Source organism: Thalassospira profundimaris WP0211, from assembly GCF_000300275.1.
Lineage (GTDB): Bacteria > Pseudomonadota > Alphaproteobacteria > Rhodospirillales > Thalassospiraceae > Thalassospira > Thalassospira profundimaris.
This window is the reverse complement of the sequence record NZ_AMRN01000007.1, coordinates 209,541-229,773: the sequence shown is the minus strand read 5'-3', so window position 1 is coordinate 229,773 and position 20,233 is coordinate 209,541. Positions and strand designations below refer to the sequence as shown.

The following is a 20,233-nucleotide window of genomic DNA, read 5'->3' as shown; positions in this document are numbered from 1 at the left end:
GGTGCGGGTTCGGCATGGGCCTAAGCACCGGTATAGTCGATAAAGTTTTTAAGCAGGGCGTGGCCATGTTCCGAAGCGATGCTTTCGGGATGGAACTGGACACCATGAATTTGATGGGTTTTGTGACGCACGCCCATAATAAGACCATCTCCGCTTTCGGCCGTTATTTCAAGGCTGTCGGGCAAAGTTTCGCGTTCAATCACCAGCGAGTGATAGCGGGTGGCTTCGAACGGGCTGGGAAGGCCTTTAAAAACGCTGGTGCCGGAATGCTTCATCGCATCGGTCTTGCCATGCATGCATTCGGGCGCACGGATCACCTTGCCGCCAAAGGCCTGACCGATAGATTGATGACCAAGACAGACGCCAAGCAATTTGACCTTGCCTGCGGCGGCCTTGATCAGATCAAGGCAGATACCGGCCCGTTCCGGATCGCAAGGACCGGGCGAAATCACAATGCCTTCGGGATTGAGCGCCATGGCCGCATCCACGGTAATCTCATCATTGCGGCGCACTTCGACCTCCGGGCCGAGTTCGCGCAGATAGTGCCACAGATTGAATGTGAAACTGTCGTAATTGTCGATGAGGAGATACATCGGAGGAAAGGCCTGTGCACATTAAAGTTGCCAGAGAATAAACGCCCTTGTCGCTACGTCAAGCAGAAGCAGAGCAAGGCTTTTTTCGCTATTTGATGGCATTGGTGAAGATGGTTACGATCTTTTAACCGTGCGCTAACCAGAACCGTTTTAAAAACGTGAAAACACAAACCGACTTGATCGGTGTATAATCACAACATGGGAAGCGGTCGTTCAGTGAACGAAACAGCCGCTACGAGCATCCCAACAAACGAATACTGGAGACCACAGCGTGGCACGCCGGGCAACCCGGGCACCGACCGCCAAACGTAAGAAGGCGGCACCCAAGAAATCCACTCGTAAAAAGACCGCCCCGAAAAAGAAATCGGGTGGCATTGGTCGCCTGATGCTGGGCGGGGCCTTTGTTGCGGGTACGCTGTCGGCCATTATTGCGGTTGGCAGCATGCTTGAACTTGATCGTGCGTCGGATGAATTTGGCCGCGCAGCGGATCAAGGCGCACCGAATTATGCCCTGGCCGAGCCGGAACCGACCCCGAAGCTTCGCAAGGATTACAAGCTTTCGGAAAATGCCAACGTATCCGAGCGTGGACGCACCGGATATCTGGTCGGCGAAAACAATGAAACCACCCGATCCACCGGGCAAGGCGGGCAGGGACTGACGGACTTTGTGCCGGCACCGGCCGCACGCAAACCGGACCAGGGTGGGGATATCCTTCCTGGCGACAGTGGCAATGATGTTCCGGTTGCAACCGTTGGCCCGACAAATCAGCCGTGGCAGAAATATGCCGCGCTGACACAGGACACTGGTGACAAACCGGTGATTGCGATTGTGATTGATGATGCCGGCCTTGATCAGCCGCGCACCGCCAAGACGGTCGATCTGCCGGGGCCAATCACGATTTCCTATCTGCCCTATGCCCGTGATTTGCAGGCGCAGGTCAATGCCGCGCGTAAGGCCGGTCATGAAGTGATGTTGCATATGCCGATGGAGCCGTCATCCGCATCGGTTGATCCGGGGCCGCATGCGTTGCTGGCAAGCTATGACCGCCAGACTATCCTGAACGAGATGTCCTGGATGCTGGATCGGTTTGATGGCTATGTCGGTGTGAACAATCACATGGGCAGCAAATTTACCGCCGATCCCGAACGCATGCGTGTTGTCATGGAAGTCATGAAGTCACGCGGCCTGATGTTCCTTGATAGCCGGACCAGCGCAGACTCGGTCGGCTATTCAACGGCCAGCAGCTTTGGCGTCCCGGCAATTACGCGTGATATCTTTATTGATGATGCCGATGATGCGGCCAAGATCGCCGATATGTTGGCCCGTACCGAAAATGTCGCCCGCAAACAGGGCTTTGCCATTGCAATCGGGCATCCGCGCGATCTTACAATCGGGGCGCTTCACAAATGGATCCCCGAAATTCAGGCCAAGGGCTTTGTGCTGGTGCCGATTACCGATGTCCTGCGCCGGTCGATGCGGAGTGTGACAGGTTAGGGGTAATGTGAATTGAAGCATAAAGCTGGAAACGCGACACATAACTTTAGACTCTGTGACGCATAAATCGAGAAAGGTCCGGTTAAACGGGCCTTTTTTGCTTTTGGAGCGTTGGTTCTTAGTTGATGTTTCTCGATGAGATGGGGCACAAGTTTAGTTAGGTTCGCTCATGCTGCCGATCACACGCTATAGCGCGAATGGAAGTGTGTTCATCCGACCTGCCACAAACAATCACGGTGCAATGGTTTTCTTGCGTGTGATAGCCTTTCATTGCGTGAGGGTGGATGACCGGTGGTTGCAGACAGAGCTATGCTTTTGCCATAGCCCTGTCCGAGAATAGTCGGATGTGCCTCTCAGGTTGACTGCTTCAAATTGACTCGAACCGTAATACACAGAGGAGAGTCTAGGTAGCGCCAACATGATCACGCGAATATTGGAATTAAATGATAGGTTGCTGAGAAGTCCTCGTTTTTTTAGTTAGAGTTCTCCAAAATGAGAAAGAAAAAGAGAAATAGGAAAAAGAAACAGAAGTCATTGTCAAGGAGCTCAGCCGCCCGTGGTTTTGATTTCGGCTTTCTTCAGCGCGTAATGTACGCCAGCACCTCAAGTGTTGACCTGAATAATCACATGACGACGGCCAACGTCGTTGGCTGTGCGTATGGATTTGATAGAGCCGGGGGTTATCCGGCTCCGATCCCGCGCCTAACTTTCGTGGCCGAGCTGGAGGGTGAGCTGCGTGCCGCTACCAAATGTCTGGAATCGTGGGGCTGCGCCGACGACGGCGACTCCGTGGACATCGACATCGTCCTAAAAAATGATGGCGGCTACCTACTGGGTATGCAGCCCAACTACGCCCGCATGATGATGCGTATGGTCAAGGATAGTGCCTTGGTCGAACCAATTTTTTCAGGTGCGACCTGGATCAAGAGTATTGACACGACCAACCCCATGCTTTTCGAATGGAAAGACAACCTGAAGTCCAAAATTGCTCCGATTAAGGTAGGGTTTGCGACAGCAAAATTCGTCGCTGGCGTGCCGCAGTTCGACACTATCAAGCCGCTCGAGGGTGCTCTTAGCTTTGTCAAATTTGGGCTGACGATTCAGACCGAGGAGGAGAACCCGGATCACTGGTTTTTCGATATCGTTCGGCATACAAAACGAAAGAGCGGCCCTTTCGGGCCTCGAAAGGGAACGCCGAAGGATGTGGCAGCCGCGAGAGCCAACGTCATAAATAGCGCTTTTCCGGTATCACGCACGCGCATCCACAGGCAGGGTCTGACGGAAAAGATTGAAGCACTTACATCTACACCGATTTCCAAGAGTCAGGTTGAGCAAGCAGCAATCAACATTCTTCTTAGTAGGGAATGGACCGATAGTCAGGACCACTATGTTGGCGTCGCCAACTTAGATGAGGAGTGGTGGAAGCGTGTTGGCCACCGAGTTGAAATCGCAGAACCTCCCGACACGATTAGCGGATTAGATTTAACGGCCGTTTTTCGCCAGCTGACGCTCGATGTGGAGTACACTTTGCGGCACCACGGCGCAAACGTGTCGGCCAAGTTTGCGACCAACCAGAAATTGTTCATGAGGCTTGGATATGGGTAAGCCTGAGGCTTGGTCAAAGGAGTTAACGCAAGACAAGCTCGACGTGTTCGTCAGTTCACGTCTGCAGGAGTGTAAGGCAGAACGCGCAGCCGCACGCAGAGCAATCCAGAGCATCAATCACAATCCGGTTCTATTTGAGCACCTTGGTGCGCGCAGTATCAAGCCGCGCAATCTTTACCTGCCTCGGCTTCGAGACTCACAGCTCATGATTGCTATTTACCGGGACGGCTACGGGTACATCGATTCAGTCGGCGGGATGGGCATCTCTGGGCTCGAGGACGAATACCAGTTTGCTAAGGAGCACGGAATCCCGCTCCTCCTTTATGTCTTTGCAGACGCTAGTGGCCGTGACGAGAGACTGACGCGTCTAATTGACGCTGCTTCGTCTAACGTGACGGTCTGGTACTACAACACCCCGGAAGAGTTAGAAGGTCGGATTAAGGACGACGTCACATCGGAGATTACCCGCTTCGTCATCCGTCCCGAAGTGGCGAGAGGCGTGCTCGCAAACTCCCCGCGAGACCTTCTGGATCGTGCGGTGAGACGGCAGGGAGAACTAGTGGATCGCCCTGAGGCGCTGTCGGCCCTCAAGGCCGAATCAGAGAAGAACCCAATTCTCTGCGTCTATGGGCGGGCGGGTATCGGTAAAACAACACTAGTGGCGCAGCATGCAGAGCAAGAGCAGGCGATTTACGTTCGGGTAAATGGTCTTTCTCCCCTCGACCTGTTTTCGGTTTGTGCAGGAGCAGTAGGCAACCTCCTGAATGGCCTTGTTTATTCTACTTTGCAAGGAGCCATTCTCGGCTTCGCTACCGCTTGGGCGGAGGCGAAACAAATCACACTCGTCGTGGATGAGTGTGAGTTTATTCCTGAGCTTTTGAAGGCCGTAGAACAAGGGGGCGGTGCGACGCTAGCAAAGCGGATTATCCTCACAGTACGCGAGCCGGTCGAAGGGCTTCCTATCTTCGCAGTTCCTGCGCTGGAGGCGAGCGAGATTTCGCGGATGCTTGGCGGGGATATCGCTAAGAGCGGAGAGATAGCAGCAAGCACGCCACTCGAAATTCAACGTCTCTTGCAAGCACGCGAAGAGCACGGCGCTCCAATGACAACCTTAACGCGAGAGCTTCTGTCTTATCTTGCGCTTAGCCCCGCGCCGTTGGGAGCTGACGAGCTTCTAAGCCTCGTCGGTAATGAAAGCCTAAGCATCGAGGGACTTTACCAACAGCTCCAAGGTGTGAAGCGTCTTATTGACGATAGCCCGACAGGTTTCCGGCTCTCGCATGATGATATTGCCGCGTCGATGCGAGAAGAGATCTCCCAGACTCCTCAGCGCCTGCGGTTTTACGTCGGACGGCTGCAAGCGGTCTTTGAGGAACGGGGGGATTTCCGGCTCCTGTACCGAGTTGTGTCGCTCCTGCCTGACAATTCAGCTGATGAGTATGCGACTGCCGCCCTGCACCAATCCTCGAGAGTTGGCGATTTCCGGCTCGGCCGCGATATCGCGGAGAAACTGCTTGTTCAGGCGCTTGATACGGAACGGCGCACGGATGCACTCGAACTCATGTTGTCGCTTGTTTATCCAATGGAGCTTCTGGGCGAGGTTTCGCGCGCCGCTGAATTGCTCGATGAAGCCGACAAGCTTGCGGCCAATTTAGGGCCAGAAGAACAGGCTCGCGTCGCAGAAGTAAGCCTTTCATCGCGTGCCCGCAGAACGCTGGCTGAGGATGATGTTCTCGGACTTGAAGAGACGCGAGGGCGATACCGAACGTCCGGCGCAATCTGGGATGCTGCGCGGATAGGTCTGGAGCTCAGCGCCATCTTTATCAGTGCAAAGGATTTTGAGCGCGCGGTTGAAGTTCTCAGGCCTACGCTTGCCGAATTTCAAGAGGTAGGTGACGAATACGGCGTAGATCTCACCGAGCGCAATCTCGCCGCGGCGCTTGCCAGCCTTTCCGGACACGATGCTGAGGTCGATGAGCTCGCCCATCGTATAGAACAACGCTCAAATGAAAGTGTCGATCCTCGTCGCCAGCGAGCTTGGTACAATAACATCCTTAGCCGTCGCTACCGAATATCCGGCCGCCTCAATGATGCTGAGAAGGTTACCAAAGAGACGATCGCACTATCTATTGAACTTGGTGACGAATCTCTAACCGCTCTGACCTACGTCAACCTCGGCAATGTCTATCGCGACAAGAAGGACGTTCAGTCTGCACTTGATGCCTATGACAACGGCGGAAAGCATGCGCAGCGTTGCGGGCGCCGGGATATTGAAGCAGACAGCTCGCGGCTTCGGGCTGGAATGCTCAATGATCTTTACGAAAGCGCAGCGGTTGTTCCCGACAGATTTGAGCAAGCAAAGTTATTTGCCTTGCATGCGATAGGCCTCTTGAAAGGCACGATTTATCAGGAAGCGATCGCCAGAGCCTATGTTGAGCTTGGAGAGGCAGAGATGGAACTTGGCAACCGCCGGGCCGCAGCGAGCGCTTACTTTTCAGCAGCTGAGCATTTTCGCCTGGTGCCAGATGGCCCAGGATACGATCACGCCATCATACGAGGCGCAGAATATTCTCTTGATGAGGACGTGCGGTTTTATCTCAACAAGGTGGCAAATGCCTTTGGCGCTACACTCGACACTGAGGCATCGATCGGAGATCAGTTCATTGCATTGATCAGCCCGTTGCTTGAAGGTGCGCCGAAAGAATTCTCAGTTCGCATGATGGGCCGCCACTTGCAAACCGTTCGGACGCAACTTCCTCCTTTGTTGCGCCCGGTGCTCTTAGAGGCTTACGTAGATGCTCTTGAAAGCCTGCCGCAGGATGAACCCGCTGACAACTGGCGGCCATTGTACGCCGGCTTCTTGTTACCATTCCTATTGCAGGACAGCCGCAGTTTTGACATCCATCAAAGGCTCTCGAAAGCGCTGACCAGGTTGGTCGATGGGTTTGACGTTCGCTACACCGCACATGGTGATAGCGTTTGGACGGTCGTGCTGGAATTCGAGACACCCGTGACCCTAAGTATCATGCCGCTAGGTGACTCAGCGGCAGAGGCTGCGGCGGCGCAAGCCCTTGCCCTGTTTCTTAAGGCCTTCGAGAATGAATTCGGTGAAATCGTTGGTAGACCTGACGTCGTCGAATTAAGTGTACAAATCGCCAGCTATGACGAGATGCCACGAGATATTCAAAAGATGGCGAACGAAATGTTCGATCTTGAGAAGCGCGTAGCTGAAGATGATGTGGTCGTCAGCCGGACAGAAGACTTCGGCAGGACGCCGACAATGATTTTCCTCGGGAGCAATTTCCTGCAGAGAGCCGTGGCCGGCGAAGGCGTCAGTGGCTCAATGCAACGTCTCTTCGGCCTGACGCTGGTGGAATTGATCTATCAATTCCTTCGTAGCCAGGTGAATGAGGACGAGATCAGACCGAAGATTGTCTCACTGGTCCGGGAGACAATCTCCTGAGTCCAGCGGCCGACTGACTAGTGATGGTGCTCTTTCGCGGATTTGAATGCGACTTGGGTCAAGTCCTGTGATCCTAAGCTTTCTGCAGGATGTTTTCATGAGAAAAGGGCTGCAGGATGACTGCAGCCCTTTTTGTTTGTAAGGTCGCGAACTATGCGAAGCGATGGGCTTCGCGGGCGGCGGCCATGAGCGCACCGGCCTTGTTCTGGCATTCCTTGTGTTCAAGTTCCGGTTTGCTGTCGACGACGACACCGGCACCGGCCTGAATGTGGATTTTCTCGTCCTTGATGACGGCGGTGCGGAGCGCAATGCAGGTATCCATCGAACCGTCGGCAGAGATATAGCCGATACAGCCGGCATAGATGCCACGCCGGACCGATTCCAGTTCATCAATGATTTCCATGGCACGGACTTTTGGCGCACCCGAAACGGTGCCGGCGGGGAAGCCGGCCTTGAGCGCGTCCATGGCGTCATATTTGGTTTCGTCAATCTGGCCGACGACGTTTGAGACGATATGCATGACGTGGGAATAATATTCGATCTGTTCGCGGTCGGTGACCCGAACCGTGCTCGGTTTGGAGACGCGCCCGACATCATTGCGGCCAAGATCGAGCAGCATCAGGTGTTCTGAGCGTTCCTTGGGATCGTCGAGCAGGTCTTGGGCCATGACTTTGTCGTCATCGGGCGTTTTGCCGCGACGACGGGTTCCGGCAATCGGGCGAATGGTGACTTCGCCGTCGCGGAGCCGCACCAGGATTTCCGGGCTGGCACCGACGACCTGAAAGCCGCCGATATCGAGATAGAACATGAAGGGCGACGGGTTGATGCGACGCAAAGCCCGGTAAAAGGCAAAGGGCGGGAGCTGATAGGGCAGTGTGTAGCGTTGCGACAGCACGACCTGAAAGATGTCGCCCGCACGGATATAATCCTTGGCCTTTTCGACCATGTCGTGGAATCCGGCCTCGGTGACGCTGACCTTTGGGTCGGGCAGGGTGTCTGGCACGGATTTGGAGCGGCGGTCGATAAACAGGTTGCGCTGGAACTGCTGGACCACGTCATTAAGCCGCGCGCAGGCCAGATCATAGGCCGCATCAGCCGAAATGCCGCTTTCCGGGCGCACGGGCGTTACCACGGTTACCGTGTCTTCGATGGTGTCAAAACTTGCCGTGACGGTCGGGCGGATGAAGATGCCATCGGGCACATCAAGCTCGTCCTTGTTGCTGTCGGGCAGCTTTTCCATCAGACGCACAGTGTCATAGCCCATATAACCGACCAGACCGGCACTCATGGGGGGCAAGTTGTCAGGCAGTTCGATATGGCTTTCGGCGATCAGTTTCTTGAGGCTGTCAAGCGGGGCGTCATCCTCGGCCACAAAGGCATCGGCATCGGCCATCGCACGGCGATTGAGTTCGGCCTTGGTACCAAAGCAGCGCCAGATCAGGTCGGGTTTGAGCCCGAGGAAGGAATAACGCCCGCGGACTGATCCGCCTTCAACAGATTCAAGCAAATAGGTGTTTGGCATGCCTTCGGCGATCTTGAGAAAGGCCGAGACTGGCGTATCAAGATCGGCGGTCAGCGCGGTCCAGAGAACCTGCGAAATGCCGTTATCGTAGTTTTGCTTGAAACTGGTGAAATCCGGTTTGATTTCCATGATCTGTCCGATGGTTGGGCATGGTCGGTTTGGCGATGGCGTCTTTGAGATAGAAAAAGGGCGACCGGATTTTCCGGTCGCCCCTGGATGCGTATCAGTTTGCAGCGGTCGGCTGATAAAGCTCGTTGATCACGCTGTTATTGACGCTGACCGAGATTTCCTCGTTCAGGTAGTTGAGATACTGCGCAAGGATGTCTTCGTTCAGCGCTTCCTTGAGTTCGTCATTTACCGGTGCGGCATCGGCGGTGTTGATGTCGGCGGCCTGAATTTCATCAAGCTTGACGATCATGACGTCTTCGCCGGTCTGGACGGCTTTGGCCTTGCCGTCTTCAAGGGTAAAGAGGGCAGCGGCAACCGCCGGGTTGACGTCATCTGAAAGACCGCGACCGGTACGGCGGGTCAGGCCGGTTTCACGAACGTCTGCGCCGTCTTCGGAGGCGAGGGTTGCGAGATCAGCACCGGACGTGTTGATGTTGCCAGCCAGTTCTTCGGCCTTTTCCATCATCAGGCGTTGGCGTTCTTCGGCGGTCCATGCGGCAACAACTTCGTCGCGGACTTCGTCAAACGGACGCAGGGCCGACGGGGTTACGTTTTCAACACGAACGACATAACGCGTGCCCGAAGCGGTTTCTTCAAGGAAGCTTTCCTCGCCGTTTTCGAGCTCGAAGATTTTGGCGTTGATTTCGTCTGCGCCGTCAACGTTCTGACCTGCAAGGCCTTCGCCACGGACGATGCCGTCAAGCTTGTAGGTCTTTGCGCCAACATCGCGTGCGGCGTCTTCGATCGGGGTGCCGGCACCGAGTTCTTCGTCAAAGGTGGCCGCCAGATCATAAATGGCGTCTTCGGCTTTGAACTGTTTGAGGCCGTCAACAATGATGTCGCGGACTTCATCGAGGCTTTGGGTGCTGCCCGGGGTGATCGACGGAACACGGATGATGTGCCAACCAAGGGCGGTTTCGACCGGCTCGGAGATGCCGCCTTCGTCAAGCGAGAAGGTCGCATCGCGGAGATCGGGCAGGATGTCATTCGCGGTGAACTGGCCAAGTTTGACCATGGCTTCGTCCATGTTGGCGTCTTCTTTGGCGACCGTCATGAAGTCTGCACCTTCGGTCAGGCGCTTATAGGCTTCGCGGGCGGTCTGTTCTTCGTTCGGCGAAAACAGGATTTGTTCGACGGTGCGTTTTTCCGGGGTCTGGAATTCCGGTTCACGCTGCGCATAGGCGTCGGTGATTTCTTCGTCGGTTACGGTGACGGTCGAAATCAGGTCAGCGGCACTCAGCGTTGCAAGGGTGACATTGCGGCTTTCCGGTGCGGTGAACTGGGCCGCGTTTTCTTCGTGATAGGCACGAAGGGTCGCGTCATCAGCCGGTGCGATGTCAGCAAAGGCGTCCTTGTTAAGTGTAAAGAACGAACCGCTGCGCTGTTCATTGCGGTAAGCGACGATCTGACGTGCCATGATGTCTGGTACCGTTGCCGGGTTGGTCAGGCTGCTTACAACCTGCTGGCTCATCATGTCGCCACGGACACCGTTGATGAATTCGTTTTCGGTGTAGCCAGCCTGATACAGGGCCTGCAGGAAGCGGTCACGGCTGAACTGGCCGGTGGTCGGGTCCTTGAAGCTGTCAGACGAGAAGATCTGATCACGGACGGCTTCGTCGCTGATGCCGATACCGATGTTTTTGGCATCTTCACGCAGGATCTTCTGGGATACGAGCGACTGCACCGTATTGTTCAGAAGGCCCATCTGAATGGCCTGCTGCTGGTTGAAGTTCGGTCCGAACATGTTTTGCATATTCTGCACGCTACGCTGGAAGGCGCGATCCAGTTCGACCGGGGTGATCCGTTGGCTGCCGATTTCGGCAACTTCACGCGAGGTGCCCAGATTGAGCATCGATGCGTTCAGGCCCCAGATCACGAAGCTCAGTGCAATCACGCCGAAGATGATCTTGGCGAAGATTGATTTCGAAAATGTGCGAATGCCAGCAAGCATATGATAAGCCTAACAATCCGTGGTTTGACGCCAAAAACGTGCTTTGACGTCGTTTCATTATTGATCGCTCAGGCGGCGCGCCAGATGACACGGGCCGAGCAAATTTGCCGCGCATCTTAATGGCGAGTGTTATCAGCGGCAACAGGCGATTGTATAGAAGATGACTGCAATCACATCACAAATCCCGTCAGGGACGTTTTCGGGTACTTGGCCCCGGTGGCATGGCATGCTAAAACCCGCGTCGAAACAGGTCCTGTAACAAATCGTATCAGCCGTAAACTGGCTGTTATGGCCTTGATACACGGACAGAATGTGAACCAGATCAGCACGAGGTAGCTCCCATGACCCAACGCCGTCCCCTGATTGCCGGAAACTGGAAAATGAACTGTTTGCGTGCAGACGGTCTTGCGCTGGCGTCAAGCCTGGCGGCAAAGGCGAAAGAAAAAGGGGCGCTTGGCTGTGACGTTCTGGTCTGCCCGCCGGCAACACTTCTTTCGGACGTGGTGGGCGTTACCCACGGGAGTGCCGTTGCTGTTGGCGGGCAGGATTGCCATGCTGCGGTATCGGGGGCACATACCGGTGATGTTGCAGCGACGATGCTTGCCGACATTGGTGCACAATATGTTCTGGTCGGCCATTCCGAGCGCCGCGCGGATCATGGTGAAAGCTCTACCGATATTCGTAAAAAAGCGATTGCCGCCCATGATGCCGGTTTGATCGCCGTTGTTTGTGTCGGTGAAACCGAAGAAGAACGTGATCTTGGCGCGACGCTTGCGGTTGTGAACGGGCAGGTGGCTGTATCGCTTCCCGAAGGGGCAACCGCGAAAAACACTGTTGTTGCCTATGAGCCGGTCTGGGCGATTGGCACGGGGCGCACTGCAAGTGTTGCCGAAGTTGCCGAGGTGCATGCGGCGATCCGTGCTGAACTGGTCAAGCGGTTCGAGGATGGCAATGAGTTCCGAATTCTGTATGGTGGTTCGGTCAAGCCGTCGAATGCCAAGGAATTGATGGCTGTCGAAGATGTCGATGGTGCACTTGTCGGCGGGGCCAGCCTTAAGGTTGAAGATTTCTGGCAGATTATTGAATCTTGTGCCTGACCGACTGCGGTGCAGATTTTGTTTAATATGGTCTAGCCAACAGCCATAAAACGCGTTAAATACGCATCAAATTTATGCCCGATCCGGGCCGAATTGCGTTTGGATCGGTTGATTAGGACAAGAGTTTCGACACCATGCAAACAGTCATTCTGGTAATCCACCTTCTTCTTGCGCTCGGCCTGATCGCTGTGATTCTCGTGCAGCGCAGCGAGGGCGGTGGGCTTGGTATCGGCGGTAACAGCGGCGGCGGAGGCGGCGGCGGTGGTTTCGGCGTGATGAGCTCACGCGGCGCTGCGAACCTGCTGACCCGTACTACTGCTATCCTGGCAGGCGCATTCATGATCACCAGCATCATTCTTGCCCTTCAGTCGAATACCCACACCCAGCCGGCTTCGATCCTTGATCAGGCGCCGGAACCGGCCCCTGCGGTCACCGAGCCCGCCGAGGACACCGGTCCCGCGGCCCCGACCCGATAAACAAATTAACCGACGACCTGAGGCGGCAAACTTGCCGCCTCAATTTTTGATTGTTGAATTCCCCGGTTCGTGATGCACTGAATGGCATCGAACCGAGGCTTTGTGCTTTGAGATGAGGCCAAGATAATGACTCGTTTTATCTTTATTACCGGTGGCGTGGTTTCCTCGCTGGGCAAAGGTCTGGCTTCCGCTGCTTTGGGGGCATCCCTGCAGGCACGCGGCTTTACAGTTCGTCTGCGTAAACTTGATCCGTATATCAACGTCGATCCGGGCACCATGAGCCCGTACCAGCATGGCGAATGCTATGTGACCGAAGACGGTGCGGAGACCGACCTTGATCTTGGCCACTACGAACGTTTCACCGGCGTGTCATCGCGCCGGTCCGACAACGTCACCACCGGTCGTATCTATTCCAACGTGATCGCGCGTGAACGTCGCGGCGATTACCTTGGCGGGACTGTGCAGGTCATTCCGCACATCACCGACGCGATCAAGGAATTCGTGATGTCGGATGCGACCGAGGATTTTGTCCTGGTCGAAATCGGCGGCACGGTTGGTGACATCGAAAGTCTTCCGTTCCTTGAAGCCATCCGTCAGATGGGCAACGACCTTGGCGATGGCCGGGCACTGTTCATGCATCTGACGCTTGTTCCTTATATTTCGTCTGCCGGGGAGCTTAAGACCAAGCCGACCCAGCACTCGGTCAAGGAACTTCAGAGTGTCGGTATTCAGCCAGATATTCTTCTGTGCCGTTGTGATCGTGAAATTCCGATCAATGAACGCCGCAAGATTGCGCGTTTCTGTAACGTCCGTGAAGCGGCGGTTATTCCGGCCTATGACGTTGACAACATCTATCAGGTGCCGATCAGCTATCACCAGTATGGTCTGGATAACGAAGTGCTGTATCACTTCGGCCTGCAGGCGCAGGAACCCGATCTGCAGCCGTGGGAAGATATCTGCAACACCATCCGCAACCCGGAAGGTGAGGTTACCATCGGTATTGTTGGTAAATACATCCAGCTTCCCGATGCCTATAAGTCGCTGACCGAAGCACTGACCCATGGCGGTATTGCCAACAAGGTACGCGTCAAACTGGAATGGATTGCGTCTGACGAGCTGGAAAAAGAAGGCAACGTCAACGAAATCCTGTCCAAGCTTGATGCGATCATGGTGCCGGGCGGCTTTGGCGAGCGTGGCACCGAAGGCAAGATTGCTGCGGCCCGCTATGCGCGTGAAAACAAGGTGCCGTATTTCGGGATTTGCTTTGGCATGCAGATGGCGGTTCTGGAAGCGGCGCGTAACCTTGCCGGGCTTAAGGATGCGTCCTCGTCCGAATTTGGTCCGACCAAAACCCCGCTTGTCGGTCTGATGACCGAATGGGCGAAAGATGGTGGCTCGGTCGAGCGTCGTTCTGATGACGATGACCTTGGCGGCACCATGCGTCTGGGCAACTACGAGTGCAAGCTTGTTGATGGCACCCGTGCGCGTGAGATTTATGGCAGCGAAACCGTTCTTGAACGTCACCGCCATCGTTATGAGGTGAACGTCAACTTCATGGGCCAGCTTGAAGAGAAGGGTCTTAAGTTCTCTGGGCTGTCGCCGGATGGTCGTTTGCCGGAAATCGTCGAATATCCGGATCATCCGTGGTTCATCGGTGTTCAGTTCCACCCGGAACTGCGTTCGCGTCCGCTGGATCCGCATCCGCTGTTTGTTTCCTATATCAAGGCCGCCAAAGAGCGCAGCCGTCTGGTATAAGCCTGGTATCTGATTGCCAGAACAAACAGCCACAAGTGATCGACAGAAAGTCAGTGCAATGACCGAAATTAAAACCGTCAAAGTCGGCAATATCGAAATCGCCAACGACAAGCCGTTTGCCGTTCTGGCAGGCCCGTGCGCGATCGAAAGCCGTCAGCACGCGCTCGAGATGGCCACAGCCCTTAAGGAACTGTCCGAAGGGCTTGGCATCGGGCTTGTTTATAAAAGCTCGTTTGACAAGGCCAACCGGACCAGCACCACGTCCAAACGCGGTGTCGGCCTTAAGGAAGGTCTCGATATCCTGGCCGAGGTCAAGGAAGTCACCGGGCTTCCGATCGTGACCGACGTGCATTTGCCTGATCAGTGTGCGGCGGTGGCCGAGGTTGCCGATATCCTGCAGATCCCGGCATTCCTGTGCCGTCAGGCCGATCTGTTGCAGGCGGCTGGCAAAACGGGCCGTGCGGTCAATGTCAAAAAGGGTCAGTTCCTGGCCCCTTGGGACATGGTCAATGTGGCCAATAACCTGGCTGCGACCGGCAATGAAAACATCATGCTCTGTGATCGTGGCACCAGCTTTGGCTATAACACGCTTGTCACGGACTTCCGCGGACTTCCCACCATGGCCCGTCAGGGCTATCCGGTTGTCTTCGATGCCACCCATTCGGTTCAGCAGCCGGGCGGACAGGGCACCTCGTCAGGTGGCCAGCGCGAATTCGCGCCAGTTCTTGCCCGTGCGGCCGTTGCGGTGGGTATCGCAGCACTGTTTATCGAAACCCACGATAACCCGGCGACGGCCATTTCCGATGGCCCGAACCAAATCCCGTTGAACAAGCTTCCCGAAGTTCTTTCGGTTCTGATGGAACTGGACAAGGTGGCAAAAGCCAATCCGGTTCGTCTGGATATGTTTGACGCGTAAATAACAAATGCCGCCAGCACGTGATTGGCGGCATTCTTTTTTGCTGTAACCTGCATGCCTGATGGTCAGGTATGGTTCCTACCAGTGAGGAGAACGTTTCTGTCATGACCGCTATTATCGATATTCGCGGCCGCGAAATCCTTGACAGCCGTGGTAACCCGACGGTCGAAGTTGATGTCACCCTGGAAAATGGCGCCTTTGGTCGTGCTGCCGTTCCTTCGGGCGCATCCACCGGTGCACACGAAGCCGTCGAACTGCGCGACAAGGAAGACCGTTACCTTGGCAAAGGTGTGACCAAGGCGGTTGCATCCGTAAACGGTGAAATCTTTGAAGCGCTGGCTGGCATGGATGCTGAAGACCAGCTTGCCGTCGACAATGTCATGATCGACCTTGATGGCACCGAAAACAAAGGCCGTCTGGGCGCAAACGCCATTCTGGGCGTGTCGCTGGCAACGGCCAAGGCTGCTGCCGAAGACGCCGGTCTTCCGCTTTATCGTTATGTCGGTGGGTCGTTTGCCCGCACTTTGCCGGTGCCGATGATGAACATCATCAATGGCGGCGAGCATGCCGACAACCCGATCGACGTTCAGGAATTCATGATCATGCCGGTTTCGGCCGAGACCTGTTCGGACGCGATCCGCATGGGTGCGGAAATCTTCCACAACCTGAAAAAGGCATTGTCGGCAGATGGCCTGAACACCAACGTGGGTGACGAGGGCGGCTTTGCGCCGAACATCGCATCGACCGAGGCTGCCATCAGCTATGTCATGAAATCCATCGAGGCTGCTGGCTATCGCCCGGAAGAAGACGTTGTCCTGGCGCTTGACGCGGCATCGACCGAATTCTTCAAGGACGGCAAATACGTTCTGGCCGGCGAGGGCAAATCGCTTGATCCGAGCCAGATGGTCAAATACTGGGCCGACCTTGTGGGTAAATACCCGATCTTCTCCATCGAAGACGGCATGGCCGAAGACGATTGGGATGGCTGGGCTGAACTGACGGCCGCCATCGGTGCCAAGACCCAGCTTGTCGGTGATGACCTGTTTGTCACCAATCCGAAACGTCTGGCAGATGGCATCAAGAAGGGCGTTGCCAACTCGATCCTGGTCAAGGTGAACCAGATCGGCACGCTTTCGGAAACGCTGGAAGCGGTCGAGATGGCACACCGTGCCGGTTACACCGCTGTGATGTCGCACCGTTCGGGCGAAACCGAAGATGCGACCATTGCCGATCTTGCGGTTGCCACCAACTGTGGTCAGATCAAAACCGGTTCGCTGTCGCGTTCGGACCGTATGGCAAAATACAATCAGCTGATCCGCATCGAGGAACTTCTTGATGCCGGTGCACACTTCCCGGGTCGTTCGATCCTGAAGTAAGGGCTGCTGATATTTCGACTGCGTAACAGGCCGCTTCCTTATCCGGAGGCGGCCTGTTTTGTATGTGCGACAAGCGATAAATTCGAATATCAGGATTAGTGAATTGAGCGTAATCGCGCAGCTTTGCGCAGATTGCTTAACTCTATTTTTACCCGAATATGCGCATGGTTGCGGGTAATCTTGCCGGTTTTCCCGACTTGTCCGATGGTAAATCTTTGTCAGACAAGCGAAATAACGTATGTGGTTTTTACGTTATGTAGCCGGAACGAGATATTTGGTCATCACGTCGCACAGATGTGCAAGGGGCATAAGGTAAATGTCGTCCAGTTCACCGGTCATTCTTCGCCTGAAACAGGCTGTCGCACCGGTAATCGCATTTACCGTTATGGCGTATTTCATCTTCCATAGCGTCGAAGGCGAACGCGGGCTTTTGAATTACTGGTCGATGCAAGACCGCGTCAGCCAGATCACCCAGGTTCTTGAAGAAACGACCGAGCGACGCAAGTTGCTTGAACAGCATGTGCTTTCGCTGCGTGCCAGCCACCTTGATCCGGATCTGCTTGATGAGCGGGCACGTGCGATGCTGAATGCCGCCCATCCAGACGATGTGATCATCTTCCACCATGATGGCTATAGCGATGTCATCACGGCAGCAGCCGCAGCCGACGCCAACTGAGCCTGATGCCTGCTTTGAGTGGGTGAGGGATTTGGTGCGAAAGAATCCGCTGGCGGCACAATCGTATTTCCCTGCGTAAAATGGCTCTGTACTGTTGACCAGATCACAGTTTGACAGAAATTTTGGGTTGTGAATTGTGTTCAGCAATAATCGCAAACGGGTAAGTCGTTGTTTAAACTGACTTCTGGTTTAGGGCGCTATTTTGCCAAACCAAGTAGAGGTCATTGATATACAATGCATTCTTTCGGTTGTTTTCCGTTTTGCGCTGCTATGCGGTATTATCCCCGCGAAAGCATAGCATTTGTGACGCAGGGGAATGAACGAGTTTTAAAGCAGGCGTCCAAGGTGCTGAAAATCCTGCAACTCTGTAAAAACGCGTAAACTCAAAGATTAACTGAAATCAGGTTTATTTGTGATTGTGCGTTGCAAAACAACAGTTTAATCGAGGTTAGATTGCTTGCCCTTGTGGTCTGTTTTCGGTAGTCATTTCGGTGGTCCAGTACCGAATTAAGCACTCATACATGATGCTTAAGCGATAGCCATCCACCGGGAGGAAACATGGCGACCACACCAAAACGCAAACGCGGCACGACGCGCGCCGACAATCAGGCGAGCAGTGACGATCTCCTCAAATATTACCGTGAAATGCTTCTGATCCGTCGCTTTGAAGAAAAAGCCGGTCAGCTGTATGGCATGGGTCTCATTGGCGGTTTCTGCCACCTTTATATCGGGCAGGAAGCCGTTGTTGTCGGCATGCAGGCCGCCGCATCGAACGAAGATGGTGTTATCACCAGTTATCGCGATCACGGACATATGCTTGCAACCGGCATGGATGCCGCCGGTGTGATGGCCGAACTGACGGGCCGCGAAGGCGGGTATTCCCGCGGTAAAGGCGGCTCGATGCACATGTTCTCCAAGGAAAAGAATTTCTATGGTGGTCATGGTATCGTGGGTGCGCAGGTTCCGCTCGGAACCGGTATTGCCTTTAGCTACAAATACCGTGGCGAAAACAAGGTTTGCATGACCTATCTGGGTGACGGTGCCGTCAACCAGGGCCAGGTCTATGAAGCATTCAACATGGCAGCCCTTTGGCAGCTTCCGGTGATTTATTGCATCGAGAACAACCAGTATGCGATGGGCACCTCGACCCAGCGCCACTCGTCGAGCCCGGATCTGTATGAACGCGGTAAGGCCTATGGCATTCCCGGTGAGCAGGTTGATGGCATGGACGTTCTGGCGGTCAAGGCTGCTGGTGAGCGCGCTGTGGAACATTGCCGTTCAGGCAAGGGCCCTTATATCCTTGAGCTGAAAACCTATCGCTATCGCGGGCATTCCATGTCCGACCCGGCGAAATACCGTACCAAGGACGAGCTCGACAAAATGCGTAAAGAGCACGATCCGATTGATATGGTCAAAAAACTCCTGATCGACGGCGACATCATTGATGAAGCCGGTCTGAAAGACATCGACAAGGAAGTTAAAGCCGAAGTCGCAAAAGCGGCCGAGTTCGCGCAGAACAGCCCGGAACCGGATGTTTCCGAACTGTTTACCGACATTCTGATCGACGCGTGATCGCAAGCTCTGCGAACCGCTTTTGAACGATATTTCCCGGGAGAGAGGGAACAATGCCGATTGAAGTTTTGATGCCGGCCCTGTCGCCGACCATGACCGAAGGCACACTTGCCAAATGGAACGTCAAGGAAGGCGACACTGTCGCATCCGGTGACGTGATCGCAGAAATCGAAACCGACAAAGCCACGATGGAAGTCGAGGCCGTAGACGAGGGCACCATTGGTAAGCTCGTTATCGAAGCCGGTACCGAGAATGTCGCGGTCAATCAGGTGATTGCCTATATCCTTGAAGAAGACGAAGACGCGTCCGCACTTGATAACGTTTCTGCGTCCTCTGAACCCAAGAAAGACGCCGCACCGGCAAAAGAAGAAGAGTCTTCCAAGGAAGAATCATCTGACAAAGCCCCGGCATCGGCATCTTCGAATGCCGCACCGGTTTCTGCCAGTGGTGCGATTGAACGTTCTGACGCTGAGCCGCGCGCAATGAGCGTGATGAACGCGACCCAGGACGAAAAGACTTATACCAGCTTTAAAACCCAGACCGTTCGTGAAGCCCTGCGCGATGCAATGGCCGAAGAAATGCGTTCTGACGAAAACGTCTTCGTCATGGGTGAAGAAGTTGCGCAGTATCAGGGTGCCTACAAGGTTACCCAGGGACTGCTTGATGAATTCGGTGACAAGCGCGTGATCGACACCCCGATCACCGAGCATGGGTTCACCGGCCTTGCAACCGGTTCGGCCTTTATGGGCCTTAAGCCGGTTCTGGAATTCATGACCTTTAACTTCGCAATGCAGGCGATTGACCAGATCATCAACTCTGCTGCGAAGACGCTGTACATGTCCGGTGGCCAGCTTGGTTGCCCGATCGTGTTCCGTGGCCCGAACGGTGCCGCATCGCGCGTCGGTGCCCAGCACTCGCAGTGCTATGCATCCTGGTATGCACATTGCCCGGGTCTCAAGGTTGTTGCACCGTGGTCGGCAGCAGATGCCAAAGGCCTTCTGAAGGCGGCTATTCGTGACCCGAACCCGATTGTCTTCCTTGAAAACGAAATCATGTACGGTCAGAGCTTTGAAGTGCCTGACGACGAAGATTTCGTCCTGCCGATTGGTCAGGCCAAGATCGAACGCGAAGGGACCGATGTTACCATCGTTGCTTTCTCGATCATGGTGGGCAAGGCGCTTAAGGCGGCCGAGCAACTGGCTGAGCAGGGCATCTCGGCAGAGGTCATCAACCTGCGCACCATCCGTCCGCTGGATGTGAACACCATCGTGCGTTCGGTCATGAAGACCAACCGTCTGGTGACTGTTGAGGAAGGCTGGCACTTCTCGGGTATTGGTGCGGAAATCGCGTCTGTCGCGATGGAACATGCATTTGATTACCTCGATGCACCGGTTGCCCGTGTAACCGGCGAAGACGTTCCGATGCCGTATGCTGCCAACCTGGAGGCGCTTGCGCTTCCGCAGGACAGCCACATCGTCGCCGCGGCCAAGGCCGTTTGCTATCGCTAAGTAAGACGGACAGGGGCTGGTCGCGGGTTATACCGCGCCGCCCCGTTACCGGGAGAATGC

General features: G+C 55.0%; 14 protein-coding genes. 11 read left to right on the top strand and 3 right to left on the bottom strand.

Going from position 1 to position 20,233, the window contains the following annotated elements:
• Positions 1-20 precede the first annotated feature (20 nt).
• Positions 21-593: an anthranilate synthase component II gene (locus tag TH2_RS14475; protein WP_008891183.1), complete on the bottom strand. Its 573-nt coding sequence runs from the start codon at positions 591-593 to the stop codon at positions 21-23.
• A 271-nt stretch (positions 594-864) separates the two neighbouring features.
• On the opposite strand from TH2_RS14475, the gene TH2_RS14470 reads away from it, so the two are divergent.
• From TH2_RS14470 to TH2_RS14460, 3 genes are all read left to right on the top strand, one after another.
• The gene (locus TH2_RS14470) at positions 865-2,088 is read left to right on the top strand and encodes a divergent polysaccharide deacetylase family protein (protein WP_008891182.1); all 1,224 of its coding nucleotides are present in this window, start codon (positions 865-867) and stop codon (positions 2,086-2,088) included.
• Between the two features lie 492 nt (positions 2,089-2,580).
• Positions 2,581-3,693 carry a hypothetical protein gene (locus tag TH2_RS14465; protein ID WP_008891181.1) on the top strand — a complete coding sequence of 371 codons (1,113 nt, stop codon included), beginning with the start codon at positions 2,581-2,583 and terminating at the stop codon, positions 3,691-3,693.
• Complete coding sequence (locus TH2_RS14460; RefSeq protein WP_008891180.1) at positions 3,686-7,156, top strand: DUF4062 domain-containing protein; 3,471 nt, start codon at positions 3,686-3,688, stop codon at positions 7,154-7,156. Before TH2_RS14465 ends, TH2_RS14460 begins: the two co-directional genes overlap by 8 nt.
• Positions 7,157-7,307: 151 nt before the next feature.
• On the opposite strand, the gene trpE is transcribed toward TH2_RS14460, so the two are convergent.
• Both trpE and TH2_RS14450 read right to left on the bottom strand, forming a co-directional pair.
• The gene (gene trpE / locus TH2_RS14455) at positions 7,308-8,807 is read right to left on the bottom strand and encodes an anthranilate synthase component I (RefSeq protein WP_008891179.1); all 1,500 of its coding nucleotides are present in this window, start codon (positions 8,805-8,807) and stop codon (positions 7,308-7,310) included.
• A 94-nt stretch (positions 8,808-8,901) separates the two neighbouring features.
• Entirely contained in the window at positions 8,902-10,797 is a 1,896-nt protein-coding gene (locus TH2_RS14450; RefSeq protein ID WP_008891178.1) for a peptidyl-prolyl cis-trans isomerase, read from the bottom strand.
• Positions 10,798-11,138: 341 nt separating this feature from the next.
• Here TH2_RS14450 and tpiA point away from each other — a divergent pair, with 341 nt between their 5' ends.
• The 8 genes from tpiA (at position 11,139) to TH2_RS14410 (ending at position 20,173) form a co-directional block, all read left to right on the top strand.
• Complete coding sequence (gene tpiA / locus TH2_RS14445) at positions 11,139-11,894, top strand: triose-phosphate isomerase (RefSeq protein WP_008891177.1); 756 nt, start codon at positions 11,139-11,141, stop codon at positions 11,892-11,894.
• A 134-nt stretch (positions 11,895-12,028) separates the two neighbouring features.
• Positions 12,029-12,370: a preprotein translocase subunit SecG gene (secG, locus tag TH2_RS14440; RefSeq protein WP_008891176.1), complete on the top strand. Its 342-nt coding sequence runs from the start codon at positions 12,029-12,031 to the stop codon at positions 12,368-12,370.
• 126 nt (positions 12,371-12,496) lie between these two features.
• Entirely contained in the window at positions 12,497-14,125 is a 1,629-nt protein-coding gene (locus TH2_RS14435) for a CTP synthase (RefSeq protein ID WP_008891175.1), read from the top strand.
• Between the two features lie 58 nt (positions 14,126-14,183).
• Positions 14,184-15,041: a 3-deoxy-8-phosphooctulonate synthase gene (gene kdsA / locus TH2_RS14430; protein WP_008891174.1), complete on the top strand. Its 858-nt coding sequence runs from the start codon at positions 14,184-14,186 to the stop codon at positions 15,039-15,041.
• Between the two features lie 104 nt (positions 15,042-15,145).
• The gene (gene eno, locus TH2_RS14425; RefSeq protein WP_008891173.1) at positions 15,146-16,417 is read left to right on the top strand and encodes a phosphopyruvate hydratase; all 1,272 of its coding nucleotides are present in this window, start codon (positions 15,146-15,148) and stop codon (positions 16,415-16,417) included.
• Between the two features lie 316 nt (positions 16,418-16,733).
• Positions 16,734-17,093 (top strand): FtsB family cell division protein, encoded by a 360-nt coding sequence (locus tag TH2_RS14420; RefSeq protein ID WP_008891172.1) that lies wholly within the window; start codon positions 16,734-16,736, stop codon positions 17,091-17,093.
• Between the two features lie 558 nt (positions 17,094-17,651).
• Positions 17,652-18,665, top strand: a complete 1,014-nt coding sequence (gene pdhA / locus TH2_RS14415) for a pyruvate dehydrogenase (acetyl-transferring) E1 component subunit alpha (RefSeq protein WP_008891171.1) — start codon at positions 17,652-17,654, stop codon at positions 18,663-18,665.
• A 53-nt stretch (positions 18,666-18,718) separates the two neighbouring features.
• Entirely contained in the window at positions 18,719-20,173 is a 1,455-nt protein-coding gene (locus TH2_RS14410) for a pyruvate dehydrogenase complex E1 component subunit beta (RefSeq protein WP_008891170.1), read from the top strand.
• Positions 20,174-20,233: the final 60 nt, after the last annotated feature.

Coding starts and splice junctions, on each gene's coding strand:
- TH2_RS14410 (WP_008891170.1), top strand. CDS start 18,719: ATGCCGATTGAAGTTTTGATGCCGGCCCTGTCGCCGACCATGACCGAA.
- pdhA (WP_008891171.1), top strand. CDS start 17,652: ATGGCGACCACACCAAAACGCAAACGCGGCACGACGCGCGCCGACAAT.
- TH2_RS14420 (WP_008891172.1), top strand. CDS start 16,734: ATGTCGTCCAGTTCACCGGTCATTCTTCGCCTGAAACAGGCTGTCGCA.
- tpiA (WP_008891177.1), top strand. CDS start 11,139: ATGACCCAACGCCGTCCCCTGATTGCCGGAAACTGGAAAATGAACTGT.
- trpE (WP_008891179.1), bottom strand. CDS start 8,807: ATGGAAATCAAACCGGATTTCACCAGTTTCAAGCAAAACTACGATAAC.
- kdsA (WP_008891174.1), top strand. CDS start 14,184: ATGACCGAAATTAAAACCGTCAAAGTCGGCAATATCGAAATCGCCAAC.
- eno (WP_008891173.1), top strand. CDS start 15,146: ATGACCGCTATTATCGATATTCGCGGCCGCGAAATCCTTGACAGCCGT.
- TH2_RS14460 (WP_008891180.1), top strand. CDS start 3,686: ATGGGTAAGCCTGAGGCTTGGTCAAAGGAGTTAACGCAAGACAAGCTC.
- TH2_RS14450 (WP_008891178.1), bottom strand. CDS start 10,797: ATGCTTGCTGGCATTCGCACATTTTCGAAATCAATCTTCGCCAAGATC.
- secG (WP_008891176.1), top strand. CDS start 12,029: ATGCAAACAGTCATTCTGGTAATCCACCTTCTTCTTGCGCTCGGCCTG.
- TH2_RS14465 (WP_008891181.1), top strand. CDS start 2,581: ATGAGAAAGAAAAAGAGAAATAGGAAAAAGAAACAGAAGTCATTGTCA.
- TH2_RS14475 (WP_008891183.1), bottom strand. CDS start 593: ATGTATCTCCTCATCGACAATTACGACAGTTTCACATTCAATCTGTGG.
- TH2_RS14435 (WP_008891175.1), top strand. CDS start 12,497: ATGACTCGTTTTATCTTTATTACCGGTGGCGTGGTTTCCTCGCTGGGC.